Genomic DNA, 23,563 nt, shown 5'->3' with positions numbered 1-23,563 from the left:
AAGGTTCTTGATTGGTCAATTTTATTTTTCAATTGTTCCTTTGAAAAAGTATGAACATAAAAGTTTGAAATGATCGACCCTTGAAGGTTAATACTTTTTTTCGGACCTTTAAAAATTTATAAATAAGCTTATAATACAACCCTAATGCAGATACCCCATCCGAATTTTCAATTAGAATTTTACGATCTTCTCAAGAACGATCCCACGATATTTCAATGGATTAGTGAAAATGTCGTTAATGGTATTTGGTATGGAAGTATAGACGACCCCAAAAATTTATGGATAAGCGATTCTTTTTGGAAATCTCTGGGTTATAAGCATGCTGAAAAAAGCAGTTTTCAGGAGTTAGAAGAGGTAACAGCAGATACAGAAGCAATAAATACTTTCCATCTTTTAAAGGAAAACACAAATTCTAATATCAATTTTGAATCATCCTTTAGATTCAAAAAGAAGGATCAGCAAACTGTTCTTTTAGAGGGAAGATCGAAGCTTATTAATGTAGATAATGATGCTACACCTAAGATCTTAATAATTTTTACAGATGTTACCAAAGAGAATGAAAAAAACAAACTCTATTTAGATGAAAATAATTATTTAATTAAACTCACGGAAATTTTTGAAGAAGTAAATGAACTTACCAGAACTGGAGGTTGGGAAATGGATCTTGAAAAAGAGACTATGATCTGGACAAAGGTTACTAAAGATATTCATGAAGTTCCTGAAGATTTCAAACCGAACTTAGAAACTGGGATCAATTTTTATAAAGAAGGTAAGAGTAGAGATCTTATTACTGAATTATTTAACACGGCGGTAACCGAGGGAATTCCATTTGATACAGAATTGGAAGTGGTCACAGCAAAAGGAAATGAGATTTGGGTGAGGGCTTTTGGAAAGCCCGAAATGAAAAATGGTAAGTGTATAAGGATTTACGGCGCTTTTCAAGATATAGATAAGGATAGAAAGCGAGAGATAGAATTTCAAATAAACAAAGATAGGTTTGCGCAAGTATTCCAGAGTTCTCCTATTGGGATAATTTTGGTAAACACGAAAAACAAGATTCTAATGGCTAATCCGGCATCCTATAAGATTTTCGGATTCGAAAAATCTGATGCTGAGGCAATTTCAAAATTAACATTTAGGCAACATATTCATCCAGATGATCTGGAGTTAGGAAATTCCTACAGAGAAAAGTTGTTAACTGGAGAAATAGATAATTATAAACTAGAATTAAGATTTTATAACAAAAGCAAGGAAATTCTCTGGTGTGATGTAAACACTTCAATTATTCGAACAAATTCTGAAAGCACAGACCTTATTGTAACTCAAGTAGAGGATATTACCTCTCGAAAATTATTGGAGAAACAAGCTTCAGAAAATGCATTGCAGTTTAAAAGTGCATTCGAATTTTCTCCTAATGGAATGGCGATGATATCTTTGGATGGGAAATGGCTTAAAGTAAACAAGATACTTTCAAAATTGCTAGGATATACCCAAAAAGAATTTCTTAAGAAGGGTTTTACTGAATTCACTCATCCTGAAGAAAAAAATCTAGATTTACAAAGCCTTCAGCAATTGTTCTCAGATAAAATTAAAACTTATAAGACTGAAAAGAGATATATCCATAAGAATGGAAATATTGTTTATGGTTTAATTAGTGTTTCCTTGCTGCGAGATCAAGATGGAGCTCCGCTATATTTTATTGCCCAGATAAATGATATTACAGATAGTGTTAAAGTTAAGGAAGATTTAAAAACCAGTTTAAATGATCTAGAAACATTAATGGATGCCACTACACAGGTTTCTATAATTGAAACAGATCTAAATGGGATCATCAAAAAATTTAATAAAGGGGCAGAGAATTTATTGGGCTATTCCTCAAATGAGGTGGTAGATAAGAAAGAGGTGTTATTTTTTCATGATGATAAAGAATTATCTAAGAGGGCCGGGGATCTTGCTTTGGAGAAAAAAGAAGGTTTAAATGGTTTCGAGGTACTTACTTTTAATGCCAAACATGACAAATTTGATTCTCATGAATGGACCTATATAAGGAAGGATGGGAGTAAGTTCCCAGTACAGCTGGTTACAACAGCTGTAAAAGATAATTCAGGAGAGCTTATTGGTTTTTTAGGTATTGCTACAGATATCTCTTTGGTTAAAAATATAGAAGACGATCTAAAGGAAAGTGAACAACGATTGCATTTCGCCTTAGAAGGATCTGGAGATGGATTTTGGGACTGGGATATTCCAGAGGGGAAACAATATATGTCTGATCAGGCAAAAATTATGTTAGGCTTTAACACCGAAGAATCTTTAACAGATATTAACGAATGGGATAATAGAATTCATCCAGATGATAGAGAAGGCTCAGATTTGGCATTGAAGGACTATTTTGAAGGTAGAGCAAAAGAATATAATATAGAAAAAAGAGTTCGTTGTAAAAATGGATCCTACAAGTGGATCTTAGATAGAGGAAAGATAATAGAGCGGGACGCTTCTGGTAATCCACATAGAATGACTGGAACCCAAAGCGATATTACCGAACGAAAATTAGCCGAAGCACTGATCCTTGAAAATGAAGCTAGATTTAGATCCTTATACGAACTTTCTCCTATTGGAATTGGAGTCATTGAAGTAGATTCTGGAAAATTCTTGAATGCTAATAAGGCACTTTTAAAATCTGTTGGATATGACCTTGAGGAATTTACATCTCATAATTTCAAGGATTTAGTTGCACAAGAGAGTTTTACGAAAAATCAAGAAAAACTAGAAAAATTTCTAAAGGAGGGAACTAAAGAAGCCTGCGAAACTGTATTTCTTAAAAAAGGAGGTGCTTCGTTCCCTGTTTTAATTTCTGGCGTGAAATTGAAGGATGCTGCTGGAAAGAAAATCATCCTTTCTACGATCCAAGATATTACCCAAAGAAAGAAAATGGAGAATTCGTTAGTCGATGCAAAGTTGAAAGCAGAGATGGCGAACAAATCCAAATCTGAGTTTTTGGCCAATATGAGCCACGAAATTAGAACTCCATTAAATGGTGTAATAGGATTTACAGACCTGTTAATGAAAACCGAACTCAATCCTAGTCAAAAACAATACATGAGTACTGTTTATAATTCAGCTAATTCTTTACTGGATCTAATAAATGATATTTTGGATTTTTCTAAAATTGAAGCTGGTAAATTAGAAATTAGTATTGAAAAAACCGATCTATTAGATCTTTGTGGTCAAACAATAGACATTATAAAACATCAGGCTCACGAAAAAGATCTGGAGGTACTTCTAAATATTTCTTCAGATATCAATAGATTTATTTATACTGATGGGGTAAGAATAAGACAGGTAATTACCAACCTTTTAGGAAATGCCGTAAAATTCACCGAAAAAGGGGAAGTAGAACTTAAGATTGATGCTGTGCCCGTTACAGGAAGTGAAGATGAAATGATCTATACTTTTATTATCCGTGATACAGGTATCGGGATTGCTCCAAATAATCTAAAAAAGATCTTCAACGCCTTTGATCAAGAAGATTCATCTACTACTAGAAAATATGGAGGAACAGGTTTAGGCCTCACTATTAGTAATAAACTGCTTGGACTAATGGATAGTAAACTGGAATTGAGCAGTGAATTAGAGGTTGGAAGTGAATTTTCGTTTCAAATTAAATTTAAAACAGAAGAAGGAGATAACTCGCTGCAAGAAAATTCTAAAAAAATAAATAAAGTACTTGTAATAGACGATAATCTAAATAATAGGGTGATTCTCAAAGAAATGCTTGCTATAGGGAATATAGAATCTCATTTGGTGGCCAATGGTATTGAAGCACTTCAAGCCTTAGAGAATACTAATGATTTTGATCTAGCCATTGTAGACTTTAATATGCCATATATGAATGGTTTAGAATTGATTGGGCATATAAGAAAAAAATTAAATTTTTCTTCAGAAGATCTACCTCTCATCCTTTTACATAGTTCTGCAGATGACGAAAAGATCCATCAAGCTTGTCGTGACCTAAAAGTTCAGTTCAATATCACCAAGCCTATTCAAATAGATCAATTATTTAATATGTTGAAAAACATTAAGGCTCCTCAAAATGAAACCACTTTTAATGATGTAGTACATAGAATTGAAGAAACTGACATTGTTTTTAATATTCTTATTGCAGAAGATAATCCTGTAAATAAATTTCTTGCTAAAACGATCATTAAAAAAGCGCTGCCAAATTGTAATATTTTAGAAGCAAATGATGGTCAAGAAGCAGTAGATATGTTTAAGTCGGAAAAAATAGATCTTATTTTTATGGATGTTCAAATGCCAATTTTAAGTGGTTTTGAAGCAACAGCAGAAATTCGAGAATTAGAAAAGGAAGGGCAGCATTTGCCAATTATTGCCTTAACGGCTAGGACAGTTAAAGGAGAAAAAGAGCGTTGTCAGGAATTTGGGATGGATGATTATGTTACTAAGCCAGTTGTGTTTAATACTATAAGTGATATTCTTAGAAAATATCTTATTTCATCATCTAAAAAAAAAAGAAATTGAAACAGCTCCCATCGCTACCAATAGTCTTCATTTTGACAAACAAGAGTTAATGGATAAACTTGAAGGTGATGAGGAAGCTTATGCTGAATTAATGGAAATGGTGAAAGCTAATTTAATAGATATTCAAAATAAATTGGATTTAGCAATTGAAGCTGAAGAAATAGAAGATGTAAGAAAAGTAGCACACGCCCTTAAGGGGTCTTCGTTAAATTGCTGCTTTTATGTGTTAAAAGACTTATCTTTAAGCCTTGAGCACATAGATACTCATGATAAATCTGTACTTTTATCCCGAAATAATGATATTAAAAAAGAAATACAGATAGTATTAGAATTAATTTAAAAATCTGGACAAGGTAATTTAAGCCCCAAATCGCCCGCCCTATGAAAAACCTACAATCCTCCCAAAGGGAGTATGCAACTGTTATATTAGTAGAAAGCAATTTATTAGAACGAGAAAATTTTATTCAAATCTCTCTTGAGCAAGAATGGCGAGTCGTTATTTGCGAAGATGGATTAGAAGTAATTCTATGGCTAAATGATAACAGTACTGCAGATCTTCTGATAATAGAAGAAAATTCTACTCCAATTAGTGGTTATCAAATAGCAGATTATATTAAAAAAGAACTAGGCCTAGCCTTACCTGTTATAATAACCACTGGTGAAATTCCTATTGTTCAAGAAAGAAGAGTCTTAGCATATGCAGAAGGGATCATTAAGAAACCTTTTGTAGCTGCCACTACAATCTTACAGATCACGAAAACTTTAGAGAAATCTATAGAAATAGCTCCAGAGAAAAACGATTATTATTCTTTAAATTATTTAAATGACCTCTCTGGGGGAGATGAAGAGTTTATAATGGAATTATTAAAGGTTTTTAGTGCCTCAGTAAATACTGAATTAAAAAATTTAAATGAAGGTTTAACTCAAAAAGATTATCTTAGAATACGGGAAATAGCACATGGAATAAAACCATCCTTTGATATGATCGAGAATGAGAAAGGTAAAGGAATTTGCCGCTTATTAGATTCTGCAGTTGATGAAAAGGATGTACCTAAACTTATAGAAGAGCTCAATTTAGAATTTGCAAACATCAATAAGCAATTAATCAGCGACTTTCCCGAATTAAACTTGAGATAATGAAGAAAATTTTGGTGATAGAAGATAACCCAATGGTAATTAAATCTTTAGAGTTTAAACTTACTAAAGATGGCAATAATGTGATGGTAGCACACGATGGTAGAGAAGCGATGAAGTTATTAAAAGATAATGAATTCGATTTGATATTGACAGATCTTATGTTGCCATTTGTAACTGGAAATGAATTAATAAGTTACATCAAGAAAAACACTCCCAACACCCCTATAATCGTATTATCTACTTCAACCCAGGAAAATATAATCATGGATGCTTTCAATATGGGAGTAGACGATTTTATAACAAAACCTTTTAGCCCAAATGAGTTATCTTTGAGAGTAAGACGTTTATTGAATAAAAATTAAGAGCTTACTAAGAACTATTAATTGATGTTTTTTTTAGATTACCCTACTTATAATCAATCACTTTTTTATGGTTAATTTTGATACATTCAATTTTCATTTGGACCTGGATTCATTGCCGTGGATTATGAAATTGAATATAGTTTTCGCGCTTTTTTTTCTGTCTTTAGCCATCATCTTTTTTATTTCTATTATTTGGATTAGGATTTTTAAGATCTACAGAAATGAAAAAAAGAGAAAGCAACAATCATTATTAATAGATTTTTTGAATTCCTATTTGTTTGATGAAGACTTTGATAAGGAATTAGAGATTAAAAATTTTAAAGAGAATCATTTAAGGACTTCTTTAGAAATCAAGGTTACTATAAAAGAAATACTCCATTTTCATGAGAATCTTAAGGGAGAATCTGCAAAAGATTTAGAAACATTATTCAATAAATTAGGTCTGGTAGAATTCACCTTGTTAGATCTAGAGGATGGGCGCTGGTTTACTACTGCTAGAGCAATAAACGCATTATCTGAGCTTTGTATTGAAGTTCCCAACCATAGAATTGAAGCTTATCTCAACGAGTCTCGAAATGAGGTTAGACAACAATCTCAACTATATTTTCTTAAGCTGGCAGAAGAACAACCTTTAAAGTTTCTGGATAAAACAGTGAGGCCTTTAACCACATGGCAGCAAATTTATATAGAAAACGCATTGAAGAATTTTTATAAAGGTCCCGCGCCAGATTTTTCACAATGGTTATATCATGATCTTACTAGTGTGGTGGAATTTTCGATTAGAATGATTGCGAGGTATAATCAATTCGAAAACATTCCAGAATTGATTCCCTTTCTTAAATCTAAAAACGACACTTTAAAGCGCGAGGCAATTTCTTCCCTTACTAATTTGGAACATATTGCACTGCTAGAATTGATAATCCCTAACTTTAAGGGTAATAGCAGAATAATAAAATTAGAGATCTTAAATTCCGTAGAACAACTAGGCAATTATGAGGATTTAAAGAAGATAGGGGACCAATTAGCTACCACAGATTGGGAATTGAGAATAAAATATCATAATATTGAACTAGGCTTTCTTCCAGAAAAAAAAGAACTCATATATTCGCAGTTCATGCTAGAGAAGAGATTCGAAATATAAATGGGTTCAGTTTTAAGTCAGTTCACTGAAATAGCAAGTTGGTTTTTTTTGATTTATGGGTCAATTATTATTAGTGGCTATTTATTTACCGCAATCTATTCTATTATAGAAATTAGAGATTATAAGCGCAGGAATAACTTTGAAGATGATATAGCCCTGCTTCAGTCTCTAAATCTCCCAGCCATTTCCATTTTAGCACCTGCTTTTAACGAGGGTTTAAATATTGTTGAAAATGTTCGTTCCTTATTAACTATTAATTACCCTTCTTTCGAAATTGTAATTATAAATGATGGGAGCAGCGATAATTCCATGGAATTACTTTTCGCAGAATATGAACTTGAAAAAAAAGATATTCTTTATCACAACTTCGTGAAAACAAAGGATATTAAAGGTATTTATAAGTCCAAGAATAAAGCATTTAAAAATCTTACGGTTGTAGATAAAGAAAATGGCGGTAAAGCTGATGCCTTAAATACGGGGATTAATATTTGCCAAAATAGTGTGATTTGCTGTATAGATGTAGATTGTATTTTAGAAAATGATGCAATGCTTAAACTGATTAAGCCATTTTTAAATAACGGGAATAAAGTGATTGCTTCTGGCGGAGTTATTAGAGTCGCAAATTCTTGCGTTATAGAGGATGGTAGAATTATAGAAGTTAAATTACCAGATTCTTTTGTTGCAAGAGTACAAGTCTTAGAATATTTCAGAGCATTTTTAATGGGAAGAATGGCTTGGTCTAGAGTAGATGGTTTGTTACTTATCTCTGGCGCTTTTGGCATGTTCGATAAGCAAATTGTAATTGAAGCTGGCGGTTATGATACCAACACAGTTGGAGAAGATATGGAATTATTGGTAAGAATGCGCCGAATGATGCAAGAGCGTAATGTACCATACACCGTTGGCTTTGTGCCAGATCCTTTATGCTGGACAGAAGTGCCGCAAACCTGGGAAATTCTTAAACGCCAAAGAAACAGGTGGACTAGAGGAACTGCAGAAACTTTATGGATCCATAAAAAAATGATGTTTAATCCAAAGTATAAAATACTAGGGATGTTAAGCACTCCATTTTGGTTCTTTTTTGAATGGCTTGCACCTCTTATAGAATTTACAGGAATTTTATTTTTTATTATTCTCTTTATATTAGGACAAGTAAGTTGGCAGGTATTTTTGTCTTTCTTTTTAGCGGTATATAGTTTTGCAATATTATTTTCTGTGACTGCTTTGTTTTTCGAAGAATATTCTTTTCAACAGTATAAAAAGCCAAGCTATATTTTTAGGCTTATAGGTACTGCGATGTTGGAGCCAATAATATATCATCCGGTCATTATGTGGTCTGCGGTTATGGGTAATTTTGATCTTCTAAGAGGGAAAAATAGTTGGGGTGTAATGAGTAGGGCAGGATTATCAAATTCTGGCAAAAAACAAAAGGACTAATTTTATTTCTTCAATAATTTATAAGCTAGTAAGCTATAGTTTAAAACAAGAATTCATTCTTTCTTCCATTTGTTATGATTTAAAACAAATATGCATTTAATCGATTAAATAGATCTTTTGTCTGATTAAATTCAACTTATGATCATATTTAGATTAATAAAATTATTATTGTTCAAAATTAGTAATTATGATCCCTAAGGGACTGTTAGCTTTAATTTATATTCTCCTTGGAATACCATTATTATTCTCTCAAGAGTCTATTCCCACTTACAATTATTCCGATTGCGATTTTCAAGTGATTGGGCATAGAGGTTATTCAGATATATACCCTGAAAACACACTTTTAAGTATAGAAGAAGCATTTAAAAGAGGAGTTAAATATTGTGAGATCGATATTAATATAACTTCAGATGATGTATATGTCTTGTATCATGATCAGCCAACTATGTTTAGGGCAAGTAGCGGACAGGGTTATGTTGTTTCTTCCACTTATAATGAATTATTACAACTGGATTTTGGTAGTTGGAAAGGAGATCAGTTTACCAATACCAAAATAGCAACTTTGGAAGAGGCTCTGATTTTAGCCGAAAAATATGATGCTTATCTTTATCTGGATACTAAGAAAACGGACCATGAACTCATGTGTAGGGTGCTTCAAAACTCTAATGTGGATCCTAAGAGAATGCTCCCGGCTGTAGCTTCCATAGAAGAGGCTAAGAAATTTAAAAGTTACTGTCCAAATTCTTCATTCATCTACTTTGGAGGATTGCCGGAAAATGTGAATGATGACAGTTGGTATCAAGAAATGGTAGCTTTAGGTTGTGTGATCTTTGAGACTTATTATACGTTTGCTTTAGATGAAACCAATGAAAAATTTAAAACTTTTCTGGCTAAAGTTCATGAGAATAATGCAAAGGTTTGGGTGTTTACCTCTAATAATATTGGGGAGATCAAGAAATTGAAAAATGCCGGGGTAGACGGTGTAGAATCTGATATTGCAACTTCTGCATTAAAATCTATTTGCGAAGGATTAGACTTAGATACCAAACCTATAATAGCAACTACTGGAAACTGGAATTTCGATAAAGGGAATTTATATAGTACAGGTGTGGGTAGCCAGCTTCGTCCTTTAAATTATAATAAAGAATATGCACATCAGTCAGTACAATTTGGAACTACTACTTCTTTCAATATTAAATCTATAAATGGGAAGGAAGCTCCCGTAGCTAAAATCCCGGCTTTCGATCCTAATAACGGATTGTTCGTTTTTACTAATTTTACTTCAGGTCTAGAGGCAAATCTACATTATAACTATTCTCTAATAATGGATATTTATATTCCAAAAGAAAGCAGTGATACCTACATAAGTTTATATCAAACAAACCCAGATAATGATAACGACGCCGAATTATTTATAGATTCTGGCGGAATAGGAGTAAGCAACGAATATCACAATCCGCTAAAACCTGAAACCTGGTATAGGTTAGGGATAGTAGTTACAGAGAAAGCAATTAAAAAATACATTAACGGAATATTCATTGGGGAGAATGAAATATCTGGAGGAAGATGGTCTGTATATAACGTTTTTGCTGGAGGACAAGATCAAGGCTTTCTACTGTTTTCAGATAATGATAATGAAACTTCAGAATTCTATGTAAACGCTATTCAACTTAGAAATTATTCAATGGATGTTAAAGATATCGCTGTTTTAGGAGATCCTAAAGCAGATGGAATTCCATTAGGGAATTCTGGTATTTATAATGTAAAGGCAGATAGCGAAATTTCAGGAGCTGTTGTTAACTGGGATAACAATGAGATCTATATAAAATTTGCTGGTAATACAGACCTTTCGCAAGTTAAAGTATATTTCGATATTCCTTATGGAGCTAAAAGTTCCATTGAGTCTGGATCATTATTGAATCTTAACTCAATTGGTAAGGAATATCAAACTATAACGATCACTTCTGAGGATGGAACCTCAGAAAACATTTGGACTTTAATTCCCATTTTAAATAGTATAAAAGGTCAGGACGCTAATTGAAGAACGATCATTATAAGTAAGTCTTTTTAGAATATTTTTTCTCTAAAGAAGAAGATTTCATATTTTAAATTTAAATCTAACTCAATTTTATCTTAATCAATAGAATTACCCGAGGCTATGCTTCGGGTGTAGCATCGATACAATCAAGAATACTATCAAGATTTAAGAACCAAGAGCCAAGACAAAAAAAGTCTTGTTTCTTGGCTCTTGTAGCGCAGCGATCTTGTTTCTGATACCTTGATAGCTCTGCCTCGAGGTAGTTCATTAAACGTTACTAAAAAATCCGTACATTTTGAGAATAATCAATAATTAAGGTGGTAACAACATTTTTTTGCATTTTTCAATCTTCTCATAATCAAATTGTAATTATTCTTAAATTTTTATTAAATTAGGGATCATAAAAAGATATTCTTTTTTAAAATAACTCGAATGTCATAATCTATTTGGGTTCTGTATCTTAAATTTTGTGTGTTTTCATCAATTTTCCATCAGGGGGAACACCTATAGTTTTGGTTAAAAGGGAATTTAAATTATCAATCAGAAAATCCAAAATTAAATGGAAAGAAGAAAGTTTGTTCAATTAACAGGATTAGGAACAGGAGCATTAATGATGCCTTCGCTATTCTTGGGAAATTCAATTCCGGTAGAAGCCTTGTTAGATCCAGGAATGGATCTCGCCACAAAGAAGATGATGGCAGACACTGCACTTAACGCTGCTAGGTCTCTAGGAGCAACCTATGCTGATGCAAGAATCGGCAGATATCTAAATCAATATGTGTTTACCAGAGAAGATAAGGTGCAAAATGTAGTTAATACCGAATCTTTTGGGATTGGTATTCGTGTAATCGCTAATGGTACTTGGGGTTTTGCCTCCACTAATAGTGTGACCGAAGATGGTATTAAAATAGCAACTCAACAAGCGGTAGCAATTGCCAAAGCCAATTCTAAAATTCAGAGAGATCCCGTAATTCTTGCTCCTGTAGAATCTTATGGAGAAGTTTCGTGGAAAACCCCCATTAAAAAAGATTTCAAGGATGTACCTGTTTCAGAAAAAGTGGAACTATTGCTAGACGCGAATGCTGCGGCAATGGATAATGGAGCAAACTATGTAAATTCTGCCCTTTTTATGGTGAATGAGCAAAAATACTTCGCTTCTACAGAAGGTTCTTATATAGACCAGGATATTCACCGTATTTGGCCAACCTTTGACGTAACGGCAATAGACCCAACTGCCGGAAAATTTAAATCGCGCCAGGCTATGAGTGCACCAATGGGAATGGGATACGAATATATGGATGGTCTTGCTTCAGAAAAAATAGAAGGCCCTGCGGGTCTTAAATTATATAGAAATAGTTACGATATAGTAGAAGATGCTACGCTGGCAGCTAAACAGGCAAAAGAAATGCTTACTGCAAAATCTGTAAATGCCGGAAAATATGACCTCGTTTTAGAACCTAATCACTTAGGATTAACTATTCATGAGTCTGTTGGCCATCCTTTAGAGTTGGATCGTGTACTTGGCTATGAAGCCAATTATGCAGGAACCAGTTTTGCCACTTTAGATAAATGGAAATCTGGCGACTTTAAATATGGTAGTGATATTGTAAACTTGGTTGCAGATAAAACAATGCCGGGATCTCTTGGAAATGTAGGATACGATGATGAAGGTGTGAAAACAAAAGAGTGGGATCTGGTAAGAAATGGTGTACTTAAAAATTATCAAGCTATTCGTGATCAGGTTCATATGATAGATCAAAATGAATCTCATGGATGTTGTTATGCGCAATCCTGGAATGATGTGCAATTTCAACGTATGCCAAATGTTTCTTTAGAGGCTGGAAAAGAAAAGTACTCTATTACTGATATGATCAAGGATGTAGAAAAGGGGATTTATATCGCCGGGAGAGGTTCTTATTCCATAGACCAGCAGCGTTACAACTTCCAGTTTGGAGGAACAGTTTTCTACGAGATCAAAAATGGAGAGATTGTAGGAATGTTAGATGATGTTGCATATCAATCTAATACTCAGGAATTCTGGAATTCTTGTACTAAGATATGTGATGAGAGTGATTATCGCATTTTCGGTTCATTTTTCGATGGGAAAGGTCAACCTTCACAAGTAAGTGCGGTATCTCATGGTAGTTCTACATCAAGATTTAACGACGTTAATGTGATAAACACTGGTAGAAGTATTTAATCTTTTATTTTACTCTAAAGAATAACAACATTATGGCAATATATACAAAAGAAGAAGCTCGGAAGATTATGGAAAAGGCGTTAAGCTTTTCTAAGGCCGATGTTTGCGAAATAAACATGGGAGGTAGTGAAAGCGGAAACATCCGTTACGCAAGAAATACAGTTTCTACCTCTGGACATAGATCCAATCAAACCTTAGTAGTGCAGTCTAGCTTCGGAAAGAAATCTGGAACTGCAACTATAGATGAATTTGATGATGAATCTTTGGAAAAAGTAGTGAGAAGAGCTGAAGAATTAGCTCAACTCTCCCCGGAGAATCCAGAATTTATGGCACCTATGGGACCACAAACCTATGATGAACCTGTGAGTTTTGTAGAAGCAACTGCGAAGATCACTCCAGAATTCAGGGCAGAAGTAGCTAATAAAAGCATCACTCCGGCGGCAGCAAAAGATGTCACCGCTGCAGGATTTTTAAATGATTCAGCAGGATTTAATGCGATCCTCAACTCAAAAGGTTTATTTGCTTATAATAAATCAACAAGTATGGATTTTACCGTTACCATGCGTACCAACGACGGCACTGGTTCCGGGTGGGTATCTAGGGATTATAATGATGTGTCTAAATTCGATGCAGCAGCAGCTTCTAACGTAGCTATAGAGAAAGCTATCATGTCTATGGAAGCCAAAGCTATAGAGCCTGGGAAATATACCGTAATACTCGAACCGGCAGCAGCTTCAGATCTGTTAGGAAATATGGCTAGTGCCTTAGATGCGCGAACTGCAGATGAAGGTAGAAGTTTTATGTCTAAAGAAGGTGGCACCAAATTAGGAGATAAGATTGTAGATGAACGCGTGAATATCTATTCTGACCCTTTGCATCCCGATGTGCCCACTGCTACCTGGAATGGAGATGGGCAAGCATTAAAGAAGACTAAATGGATTGAGAATGGAGTTGTAAAAAATCTTGCGTATAGCCGTTATTGGGCAGAGCAGAAAGGAGTTGATGCAGTGCCTTATCCTTCCAATATTATTATGGAAGGCGGAACAGCGAGTTTAGAGGACCTTATTAGAGATACTAAAAAAGGAATTTTAGTTACCAGGCTATGGTATATTAGAAGCGTGGATCCACAAACTCTACTATTTACAGGACTTACCAGAGACGGAACTTTTTATATTGAAAACGGAAAAATCAAGTATCCGGTAAAGAATTTCAGATTTAATGAGAGCCCTATTATTATGCTGAATAATTTAGAAACTCTAGGAAAACAAGTGAGGGTAGATGGAAATTTGATCCCTTATATGAAGGTAAGAGATTTTACTTTCACTAGTTTATCTGATGCGGTTTAGAAAAAATTAATAATTATTAAAACTGGTTGTTTTTGAACTTTTCAAGACAACCAGTTTTTCTTTTATTTCATTTTAAACTAATTGGATTTTTAAGCGTCTTAAAGCTAAGAGCTAGTTACTTTTATTATAGTTTTACTTTAATAATTATCACACATCACCTTGAGTAGTAAATTTTTCTTCACCAGACTACAATACGAATCCGGAGACTGGGATGTAGACCAGCGTATGCCTTCTAATTTGCTGAATTCTTTAGTAGAATACACCACCTTAGAGGTTGATATTCAGGAAAATATAATCCCTTTAAGTAGTGATGAGCTTTTTAAATGTCCTTTTTGTTATATCTCGGGTCATAAGTTGGTGCAATTCACTAAAAAGGAACGAGAAAATTTCGAAAAATACATTAGAAATGGAGGTTTTGTATTTGCAGACGATTGCAACCATGATATAGATGGACTTTTCGCAAAATCTTTTGAGCGCCAAATGGAAGATATTTTTGGACCACAGGAATTAATAAAGATTTCGAACGATCATGAACTGTATAATATCTTTTTTGAATTTGAAGATGGTCCACCTACCACCTCTCAAGAGTTAAATGGTTGGGGAGACGATCTGGTACATGAATATTTAAAGGCTATAGAGATAAATGGAAGAATTGGTGTGCTCTATAGTAATAAAGATTATGGCTGCGAATGGGATTATGATTTTAGAAATAAACGCTGGTATAAAATAGATAATACTCGCTTTGGAGTGAACATAGTGATGTATGCACTTACCTCCTAATACATACTTTATGGAAAAAGATTTGGTACAGATAGAGCAAGAAGTGAAAGATCTTTCCGAAAAATTGAAGGATCTAAAGGCAGAAATCGGAAAGGTGATTATAGGCCAGGAAGAAACTGTAGAGCAATTGCTTATTACATTTTTGGCAGGTGGCCATGCCCTTTTAGAAGGAGTACCGGGCTTGGCGAAAACCTTGATGATTCGTACGCTCGCACAGGCGATAGATCTGGATTTTAGAAGAATTCAATTTACCCCAGATTTAATGCCATCAGATATTATAGGGACAGAGATATTAGAGGAAGATCATAGTACAGGAAAGAAATTTTTTAAATTCAACAAAGGTCCTATTTTCGCCAATATCATTCTTGCAGATGAGATCAATAGAACTCCTCCTAAAACTCAGGCAGCGCTCCTAGAAGCAATGCAGGAATTTGAAGTTACCTATTCTGGAAAAGCGTATGAGTTGGATAGACCATTTTTTATTCTGGCTACTCAAAACCCAATAGAACAATCTGGCACTTTCCCATTGCCGGAAGCTCAACAGGATCGTTTCCTTTTTTATATAAAAATTGGGTATCCAAATGAGGTAGAAGAAATGGCTATTTTAAAGAAAACTACAGGCACTAAAAAGGAAAAACTAAATAAAGTGATTTCTGGAGAAGAGATCCAGAGATTACAGCATTTAGTGAGGGAAGTGCCTATAAGTGATGATCTTATTCAATTTGTGAGCCAAGTTACCAGAGCAACCCGTCCTGAAACCACAGATAATACTTATGTAAAGGAATGGGTGAATTGGGGCGCAGGACCCAGAGCAGGTCAAGCTATGATCCTTACTGCAAAAGCGCGTGCACTTATTAACGGAAGATTATCGGTTACTTTAGAAGACTTAAAGCATGTTGCTTTACCTGTTCTTAGACATCGAATAATAGTGAATTTCAGAGCAGAGGCAGAAGGAATTACAGCAGATGAGGTCACCAAAGAATTACTGAAAAGCGCTAGCACGAATTTAAAGTCTAAGAATTAAGTGAAACAGGATTATCACCAGTTATTAAAACCCGAAATCATCAATTCTGTTTCGGGATTGGCTTTAATAGCTCGTGTGGTAGTAGATGGTTATCTCTCTGGTTTAAACCATAGCAGACGAGTAGGTCCGGGCATGGAATTTAGTCAGTATAGAAGTTATGAGCCAGGCGACGATTTGAGGTTGTTGGATTGGAAAATGCTGGCGAGATCTGGACGTTACTATATTAAGCAATCTGAAATAGAGACCAATATTTCAGTAAAATTTATTTTGGATACCAGCAAATCTATGTTGCATACAGAGAACGGATTGTCTAAAATGGATCATGTTCGGGTACTTGTAGCATCACTGGCATATCTTTCCCAAAATCAAGGCGATGCTGTGGGTTTGTTTACTTTGAATAATAAGCACCTACAAAATCTGTATCCAAAAATTCAGAAGCAGCATTATAACAGGATCCTTTTAGAGCTTATTAATATTAAAAGTGAAGGGCATTGGCCAGAAGATCAAACGGCGCTCAACAAATTGCATGATAGAAGTCATAAGCAGCTCATTTTTTTTATAACAGATTTTTACGAAGATAATTTGGAAATCACCAATTTTATTAAGCAGTTAAAAACTTCGAGGAATGAAGTAATTGTAATGCAGATCATGGGAAAGAAGGAACTGGAATTCGATTATAAAGGAACAGTGTCCTTTGAAGATCTGGAATCTGGAAACCGTATAAAAGTAGATGCCAAAGAAGCAAAAAAACACTATCTGAAATCGCTGGAAAACATGATGAAAGCTACTAAAGATACTTTGCTGGCAAATGGTATTAGTTATCATCTTTTTAACCTGGAAGATCCAATAGGAGAAGCTTTACAATCCTTTCTAAAAATTAGAAATAGACTAATCTAGTATGAGTTTCCTGAATCCTTCATATCTCTGGGCTTTATTAGGACTGGTTGTTCCGGTGGCTATTCATCTTTGGAGTAATAAGGAAGGAAGAACGATCAAGGTTGGAAGTGTCAAATTTTTAGAAAATTCAGATGTTAAGCAAACCAACTCCATCAAGCTTAACGAACTATTATTATTGCTTTTAAGACTGCTTATGATAACGGTCTTGGTTTTTATTCTAGCAGAACCACATATTAAAAGAGATAGTGAAAATATTCCCATTACTTATCTAATTGAACCCTCTTTGTTGAAAAATGAGAGCCTTAATTCATTGGTGGATAGCTTGCAGCAAAATTCTTCAATCCGATTATTACAAACGGGTTTTCCTGATTTAGATACTTACAAAGAGGGAAATACAGAATTTCCGATTCCTAACTATTGGCAACTAGCAAATGAAATGGAGGTTTTACGATCAGATAGTATTGTGGTATTTACAAATGGATATTTGCAGGGTTTTAAAGGGAAAAGACCTCTAATGAATCGAGATATAGAATGGATCGTTTTGGATTCTGAAGTTCAAGCAAATGAGATCCTGGAAGTTGTAAGAAAGGGCGATGAGGTAGTAGTGTTAGAATTAGTAAGCGATCAAAAGAAAATAAGTTTTAATGAAGAAATTCTTCCCTTAAATAGCGATTTGCTTCAGCTAAATAAAAATAAGGACAGTTTGCTCTTTCTTGCAAACAAAGAACAAGTATGGCATCCATTAAAAGCAAAAGATTCCATAGTTGTTTTGATCTATTATGATGAGGAATTCGAAGCATCGAAGATCTTTTTGGAATCTTCTTTTAAGGCTATTTCCAAATATTTAGAGCAACCTTTAGAGGTGCTTGCAGTTCAAGATACCACAGGCATAGATTTTAGTTCCTATCATTCTCTTGTTTGGCTTAGCGAAGCTCCTCGTTTTAACACATCTCAGCGATCCTTACTATATTTTCCCGATAGTCTCGCAAATTCCTTGATTGAACCTAGTAGCTCAAAACAAACTTTTCACCTTACTAAGCTTTTAACTACTGAAATTATTCTAGCTGAAAACTTTCCTGAACAATTGCTGAAGTTTTTGGATCTCAATAAGGATCTGGAAAGTAAAGTTCAAACTTTAGACAAACGGACTAGAGACAAGAAGGAGTTATCTACTCAATTTACCGAAATAGTGTCTGAAAATGTCCAACCAAGATTGCTTAGTATTTCAAAGTGGCTTTGGCTGTTGTTAGTTTTCTTAATAATCACCGAACGAATTTTTGCCAGATATAGAAAACAATGAGCAGTGCTGGGAAAAACATATTAATCAGTTTCAGAAAACGTTGGCAATTATTGCTTTGGTTAGAGATCTTAATATTTACAATAGGAGCATCTATATTAATCTATTTTCTAAGTGAAAACTACCTAGGTAGCATTCTAATATTTTTTGTGATCTTTTCTATCCAATCATTTCTGAAGAAACCTTGGCAGCTCAGCTTAGAGAAAGTAAGTAGTTATATAGACCATCAAATGGAATCTGCGGAATATAGCTCAGGATTGCTTTTGCTTTCTTCTGAAAAATTATCCGGCTTAGCGCAACTTCAGCAACAAAAGGTAGGGAAGCAATTAGAAGAAAAGATAGATACAATAAAAACACCTAATCGGCTGAAGCAGTCCGGGATTAGTAGTTTCGTAATGATTGCTTTGGGAATTCTATTTTTTTATTTCAATTGTATGTCTAAGAACAATATTCCTTATAAACCTTCAGAAGGAACAGAGATCGTCTTTCAAAAGGTAGATTCTACTACAGGGCAAACTAAAGCCCCAAAGATAAAAGAACAATTTGTAAGCATCACTTATCCAACATATACCGGAATCCCTACGGGAATCACCTCAAAAATGGATATTAAAGCCTTGGAAGGTTCCCGAATTTCATGGAAACTTTCTTTTGATGGATCAATCAAAAATCCAGTTATAGAAACAACGGGAGCTATTTACAAGATGGTATCTAGAGAAGCTTCTTATACTTATTCACTAAAACTGAATTCTTCCGGTTTCTATAATTTTAGATTTGAAGATACTTTGGAAGGAGTTTATGTTTCTAATTTGTATGCTATAAAAATGATTAAGGATGAAGAGCCCGTAGTGGAAATTCAAGGAATAGATCAATTTTCAGCTTTCGAATTGGAGGAGCGCAAAGTGCTTAGTTTTAATACCTCGATTACTGATGATTATGGAATTTCGGAAGCTTACATTATAGCAACGGTAAGTAAAGGAAGTGGAGAATCGGTGAAATTCAGGGAACAAAAAATGGAGTTTGATGGAGTGCTAAAAAAAGGTGGCCGGAAACTGGATCTTACAAAAACCATCGATCTTGATGAACTAGAAATGGAAGCCGGGGATGAGTTATACTTTTATGTAGAAGCAACCGATCTTAAAGAGCCTACGCCTAATCGAACGAGAAGCGAAACCTATTTTGCGGTAATTAAAGATACCACAACCTACGATTTCGCAGTGGAAGGCACCTTGGGAGCCGACTTAATGCCAGCTTATTTTAGAAGTCAGCGGCAACTGATTATCGATACCGAAAAATTGATCAAGCAACGCAGCTCCTTATCTAAAAAGGAATTCAAGGCTAAGAGCAATGCACTTGGTTTCGATCAGAAAGCACTTCGGATAAAATATGGGGAGTTTATGGGAGATGAAACCGAAGCTGGTTCTACGATCGAGCCTGAAGAAACAGCAGAGAATAGCGAAAAAGAGGATCCATTGGCAGAATATTCTCATGACCATGATGGCAATAACGAGCATAATCTTGTTGAAAATAAAGAAGAGGAAAGCAAAACTCCTTTAGAGGAATATGTGCATAATCACGATGATCCCGAGAAATCCACACTTTTCAGCAATTCTCTAAAAAGTAAATTGAGGCAGGCGATGACAGAAATGTGGGATGCAGAACTTCATTTGAGGTTGTATGAACCTAAAAAATCTTTGCCTTTTCAGCATAGAGCTCTAAAACTTCTCCAAGAAATTAAAAATAGCGCAAGAATTTATGTGCATAGAATAGGTTTTGATCCGCCACCTATAAAAGAAGATAAACGTTTGACTGGAAAACTGGAAGATGTCTTAAGCTTTAGAAAAAGCGAGGAGATTGGATTAGAAGAAAAATATCCCTTTATCAAACAAAGTATCCGGAGATTGGAAGTGTTGATAATAGAGAAAAATAAGATTACGAATGAGGATCGTCAACTTTTTAAAAAAGCTGGAAACGAATTGGCTGGGAAAGCCATTGAAGAGCCTGGGAAATATCTAAAAACATTACAACAATTAAAATGGCTGGCAGAAGATTTTAAAGATAGATCAGCAATCTTTGATGAAGTTCAAAAAGGATTATTATCTGCCTTGCCTAGACCAAGCCCTAATCCTGCAAAGAACAAGAGTTTTGAAAGTGAGATCAACAAAATATTTCTAAAAGAATTGGAACTGCATGATAGATAGATTTACTTTTTTAAATGATACATGGAGCTGGCCTGTTCTTTTGGGAGCAGCTGTTTTATTTGTGGTATTTATTTGGAAAGAAAGCTCTCAATTTTCAAGTATTCGTTTTTATATTAAAGTTGTGGTGGCCTTCTTGGCCATTTTATCGTTAGCTATGATCGCTTTAAGACCAGCACTTCTAAATACTGAAAATTCGGGTAATCTTATCTTATTAACTGAAAACTACACTCAAACTTCTTTAGATAGTCTTAAAAAAGAACACGAGAATATCAAGGTTTTAAATTATACTTTGGATACTCCAATTATAAAAGAATTGATTGGCACAGATTCAGTCTTCATCCTTGGACATGGGATTAAGAGTTACGATCTATGGAAATTAGAGGGGAAATCTGTAAAGTATTTGGAAGGGGAGCCTCTCAGCGGAATTATAAAATTCAATTACGATTTAGAACAGGCAGTAGGAGATAAGACCCTTTTTAAGGGTTTATATTCAAATCCAACTCAAGGAAATAGGTTGGTCTTAGAAGGTGCAGGCAGACAAGTTCTTGATTCTGTTATATTATTAAAGAAAACTGAACAACAATTTTCGCTAAATACCGATTTAAAATCTGCCGGAAATTTTATTTTTAGAATCACTGAAAAAGATTCTTTGGGTAACTTAATATCTTCTAATCCAATTCCGTTAAAAGTAGCCGAAAAAGAGGCTTTAAATATCTTGATGATCAACGGGTTTCCAACTTTTGAAACGAAGTATTTGAAAAACTTTTTGGCAGAAATGGATCATAAAGTGATTGTTAGAAGTCAAGTTACCAAGGGGAAGTATAAATATGAATATTTTAATGCAGAACGGTCAACTATAGGAAACATTTCAGAAAAACTACTCGAAAGTTATGACCTTTTAATAATAGATTTTAACTCTTTCAAAACACTTTCGACTTCACAAAAGAATGCAATAGAAAAATCGGTGAGGGATTATGGCTTAGGCTTTTTTATTCAACCAGATGTTTCCCTATTCGGATCAAGCTCTGGTTTAGCTTCATTTGATTACACTCAAGATAATAGCAAGGAAACCATGCTAAATGGAAATTTGCAAGTCACTAAATATCCATTCACTTTTAAACAAAGCTTGACACTTGAACCAATTCTGAAACCTGGAAATCAAATTCTATCTGCCTACAAAAGAATAGGGCAGGGGAAGGTTGGGAGTAGTATTTTAGAAAACACTTTTGAACTGCTATTGGATGGAAATACAAGTGCATATCAGCAACTATGGACAAAAATAATCAATGCACTCAGCAAAAGTGCTGTCGCTTCAACCGAGTGGTCTTCACAATCAAAAATGGGTTTCCCAAATGAACCTTTTCAATTTCGAGTGCGAACTATAGAAAAAGCACCGATTGTTTTAAATTCAGAAAAAACAGAGATGGCATTGCGCCAAGAGTTTGATATCCCAAAGCTTTGGACTGGGACTACGTATCCTAAGCAATCTGGATGGCAGAAATTAAGTTTGCAACAGGATAGCACTGGTGTGTACAACTATTATGTTTATAACATAGAAGATTGGGAGACTTTGAATTCTTATGAGAGGATTCAGCAAAATCATCGGATTTCTAACTCGGCAGGCGCAACAAATACGAAAAACACCAATTCTATTCCTATTACCCTTTTATATTTTTATTTAGTATTTTTAATAAGTATAGGAGTTCTATGGCTGGAGCCAAAATTGAGAAGTTATTAATGAATTCAAGATTTAAGAAGCTAGATGTAAAAATCTAATCTATTTTCGTTTTCTTTGATTTTTTAATAGGGACTATAGAATCCTCTAGAGTTTTAATCAACCTAAATAAACATTATGTCTAAAACAACACTTAAAGTAAACAATAACGGATCTCTTAAGGTTACAGGAGATTTTGAAATAGTAGATAAAGAAGGAAATGTGTATGACCTTGCAGGTAGAGATGTTATCTCTCTTTGTAGATGTGGGCTTTCACAGAACAAGCCTTTTTGCGATGGTGCACACAGAAACCATTTTGAGCATGAAGCCGTTGCATTTGCTTTGCCACCAAAGAAATAATACTCATTTAAAGAGTTAAATAAAAAATGCAGTACGATAGTGCTGCATTTTTTATATAAGTGAGTTAGAAACCTAGAGGAAATCTTTAGAAAAGGAAAAGAGTGTTTTACTTAATTCCTTCCAGTTTTTTTTTTAACAACTTTAAATTTTTTAATTTTTTTGGCTCACGGTTTTGCTTGCAATAAGAAGTGTGGTAATGATGATTAGAAATAAAATTATATTGAATTTCATTCCATTTATCCTCACTTAGGTCTGGCTGATAATACAATAGTTCCTTGTATAATTTCTCACTCCATTCCAAGAAAACATCTGTACCAAGATATTCCAAATCGGCATCGGCAAGAATGGCAGCAAGATGAGAGTTGGGATTTTGAGGGATCTTAGTAGCTTTCATCATCTCACAGATCTGGTCAATTTCATCTGCTTTCAGTTCAAATTCCATCAATTCCTTTGAAGCAATTATGCAGCTTAATTCTTCATGGTTTTCTCTATCTACAATAAATCCGATATCATGATAGAGCGCAGCAATTTTCAATAGAAATAGATCATGTTCTCCTACGTTTTCCTTTTTTGCTATATAAATAACCTTTTCTAACACACGTTGTGTATGTTCTAAACAGTGATAATGTAACCAAGGAGGTAAATTATGCTCCAAATTGGAAATCACTTTATTATAAATAGGAAGAAACTTATCCATTAACCGAATCTTTTGTTATGCGTCCCAATTTTTTTATAAACAAGATATGAAATTGAAATAGTATAAACAATATGTGGTTCGTAAAAGACCTAATTAAGAGCTCTTGAAAATGAATTTAAACTATAGGGTTGTTCAAATATCTTCTAAAACACATGAATATCTACTTCTAATGTAACTAAATTACCACAATAACTGCTTTATAATTTAATTTAATTCATATTATAAGTGTCAGTTCCACTGATGTTATCTATCAAAACATGTAATAAAAATAGTTCAGAAATATTAAAATTTTAAATTTTATTAGTAACAAGCGTGCATTTAGAAGTGTTTTAAAGCTGTTTACCGAAAATCTCTTTTTTCATATTTATAACTTCACTACCTTGAGAGTCAGTATGTTTG

17 protein-coding genes are annotated in these 23,563 nt (G+C 34.2%); 16 read left to right on the top strand and 1 reads right to left on the bottom strand.

The features are described from left to right. Positions 1 to 144 precede the first annotated feature (144 nt). The 16 genes from ES724_RS12665 to ES724_RS12590 all read left to right on the top strand — a co-directional run bounded on the left by ES724_RS12665 (position 145) and on the right by ES724_RS12590 (position 22,467). Positions 145 to 4,536 carry a PAS domain S-box protein gene (locus ES724_RS12665; RefSeq protein ID WP_146933473.1) on the top strand — a complete coding sequence of 1,464 codons (4,392 nt, stop codon included), beginning with the start codon at positions 145 to 147 and terminating at the stop codon, positions 4,534 to 4,536. Positions 4,537 to 4,585: 49 nt separating this feature from the next. Beyond that, a complete protein-coding gene (locus ES724_RS12660; protein ID WP_146933471.1) occupies positions 4,586 to 4,876 on the top strand; it encodes an Hpt domain-containing protein in 291 nt (96 codons plus the stop codon). A 41-nt stretch (positions 4,877 to 4,917) separates the two neighbouring features. Continuing rightward, a complete protein-coding gene (locus tag ES724_RS12655; protein ID WP_146933469.1) occupies positions 4,918 to 5,673 on the top strand; it encodes an Hpt domain-containing protein in 756 nt (251 codons plus the stop codon). Beyond that, positions 5,673 to 6,035 (top strand): response regulator transcription factor, encoded by a 363-nt coding sequence (locus tag ES724_RS12650; protein ID WP_146933467.1) that lies wholly within the window; start codon positions 5,673 to 5,675, stop codon positions 6,033 to 6,035. Before ES724_RS12655 ends, ES724_RS12650 begins: the two co-directional genes overlap by 1 nt. A 67-nt stretch (positions 6,036 to 6,102) precedes the next feature. Continuing rightward, on the top strand, positions 6,103 to 7,176 hold the full coding sequence (locus tag ES724_RS12645) for a HEAT repeat domain-containing protein (RefSeq protein ID WP_146933465.1): 1,074 nt from the start codon (positions 6,103 to 6,105) through the stop codon (positions 7,174 to 7,176). Continuing rightward, on the top strand, positions 7,177 to 8,613 hold the full coding sequence (locus tag ES724_RS12640) for a glycosyltransferase family 2 protein (protein ID WP_146933463.1): 1,437 nt from the start codon (positions 7,177 to 7,179) through the stop codon (positions 8,611 to 8,613). It abuts the gene before it with no gap. Positions 8,614 to 8,800: 187 nt separating this feature from the next. Further along, a complete protein-coding gene (locus tag ES724_RS12635; protein WP_146933461.1) occupies positions 8,801 to 10,654 on the top strand; it encodes a glycerophosphodiester phosphodiesterase in 1,854 nt (617 codons plus the stop codon). 556 nt (positions 10,655 to 11,210) lie between these two features. Continuing rightward, positions 11,211 to 12,851 (top strand): TldD/PmbA family protein, encoded by a 1,641-nt coding sequence (locus ES724_RS12630; RefSeq protein ID WP_026838174.1) that lies wholly within the window; start codon positions 11,211 to 11,213, stop codon positions 12,849 to 12,851. A 32-nt stretch (positions 12,852 to 12,883) separates the two neighbouring features. Further along, positions 12,884 to 14,197 (top strand): TldD/PmbA family protein, encoded by a 1,314-nt coding sequence (locus ES724_RS12625; protein ID WP_146933459.1) that lies wholly within the window; start codon positions 12,884 to 12,886, stop codon positions 14,195 to 14,197. Positions 14,198 to 14,356: 159 nt separating this feature from the next. Further along, the gene (locus ES724_RS12620; RefSeq protein WP_146933457.1) at positions 14,357 to 14,977 is read left to right on the top strand and encodes a DUF4159 domain-containing protein; all 621 of its coding nucleotides are present in this window, start codon (positions 14,357 to 14,359) and stop codon (positions 14,975 to 14,977) included. A gap of 10 nt (positions 14,978 to 14,987) precedes the next feature. Continuing rightward, positions 14,988 to 16,001 (top strand): AAA family ATPase, encoded by a 1,014-nt coding sequence (locus ES724_RS12615; protein WP_146933455.1) that lies wholly within the window; start codon positions 14,988 to 14,990, stop codon positions 15,999 to 16,001. Continuing rightward, complete coding sequence (locus ES724_RS12610) at positions 16,002 to 16,898, top strand: DUF58 domain-containing protein (protein ID WP_146933454.1); 897 nt, start codon at positions 16,002 to 16,004, stop codon at positions 16,896 to 16,898. Between the two features lies 1 nt (position 16,899). Further along, positions 16,900 to 18,198, top strand: a complete 1,299-nt coding sequence (locus ES724_RS12605; protein ID WP_146933452.1) for a BatA domain-containing protein — start codon at positions 16,900 to 16,902, stop codon at positions 18,196 to 18,198. After that, positions 18,195 to 20,393, top strand: coding sequence for a DUF4175 family protein (locus ES724_RS12600; protein WP_146933450.1), 2,199 nt, complete (start codon positions 18,195 to 18,197; stop codon positions 20,391 to 20,393). Before ES724_RS12605 ends, ES724_RS12600 begins: the two co-directional genes overlap by 4 nt. Beyond that, a complete protein-coding gene (locus ES724_RS12595; protein WP_146933448.1) occupies positions 20,383 to 22,131 on the top strand; it encodes a hypothetical protein in 1,749 nt (582 codons plus the stop codon). The genes ES724_RS12600 and ES724_RS12595 overlap by 11 nt, the downstream gene beginning before the upstream one ends. A gap of 114 nt (positions 22,132 to 22,245) precedes the next feature. After that, positions 22,246 to 22,467: a CDGSH iron-sulfur domain-containing protein gene (locus ES724_RS12590; protein ID WP_026838181.1), complete on the top strand. Its 222-nt coding sequence runs from the start codon at positions 22,246 to 22,248 to the stop codon at positions 22,465 to 22,467. Between the two features lie 106 nt (positions 22,468 to 22,573). Here ES724_RS12590 and ES724_RS12585 read toward each other — a convergent pair whose 3' ends face one another. Further along, positions 22,574 to 23,164: an HD domain-containing protein gene (locus ES724_RS12585; protein WP_146933446.1), complete on the bottom strand. Its 591-nt coding sequence runs from the start codon at positions 23,162 to 23,164 to the stop codon at positions 22,574 to 22,576. Between the last annotated feature and the right edge of the window lie 399 nt (positions 23,165 to 23,563).

Source organism: Gillisia hiemivivida, assembly GCF_007997295.1.
GTDB classification, from domain to species: domain Bacteria; phylum Bacteroidota; class Bacteroidia; order Flavobacteriales; family Flavobacteriaceae; genus Gillisia; species Gillisia hiemivivida.
Note: the sequence above shows the minus strand (reverse complement) of the source record. Positions and strands in the feature narration are given on the sequence as shown.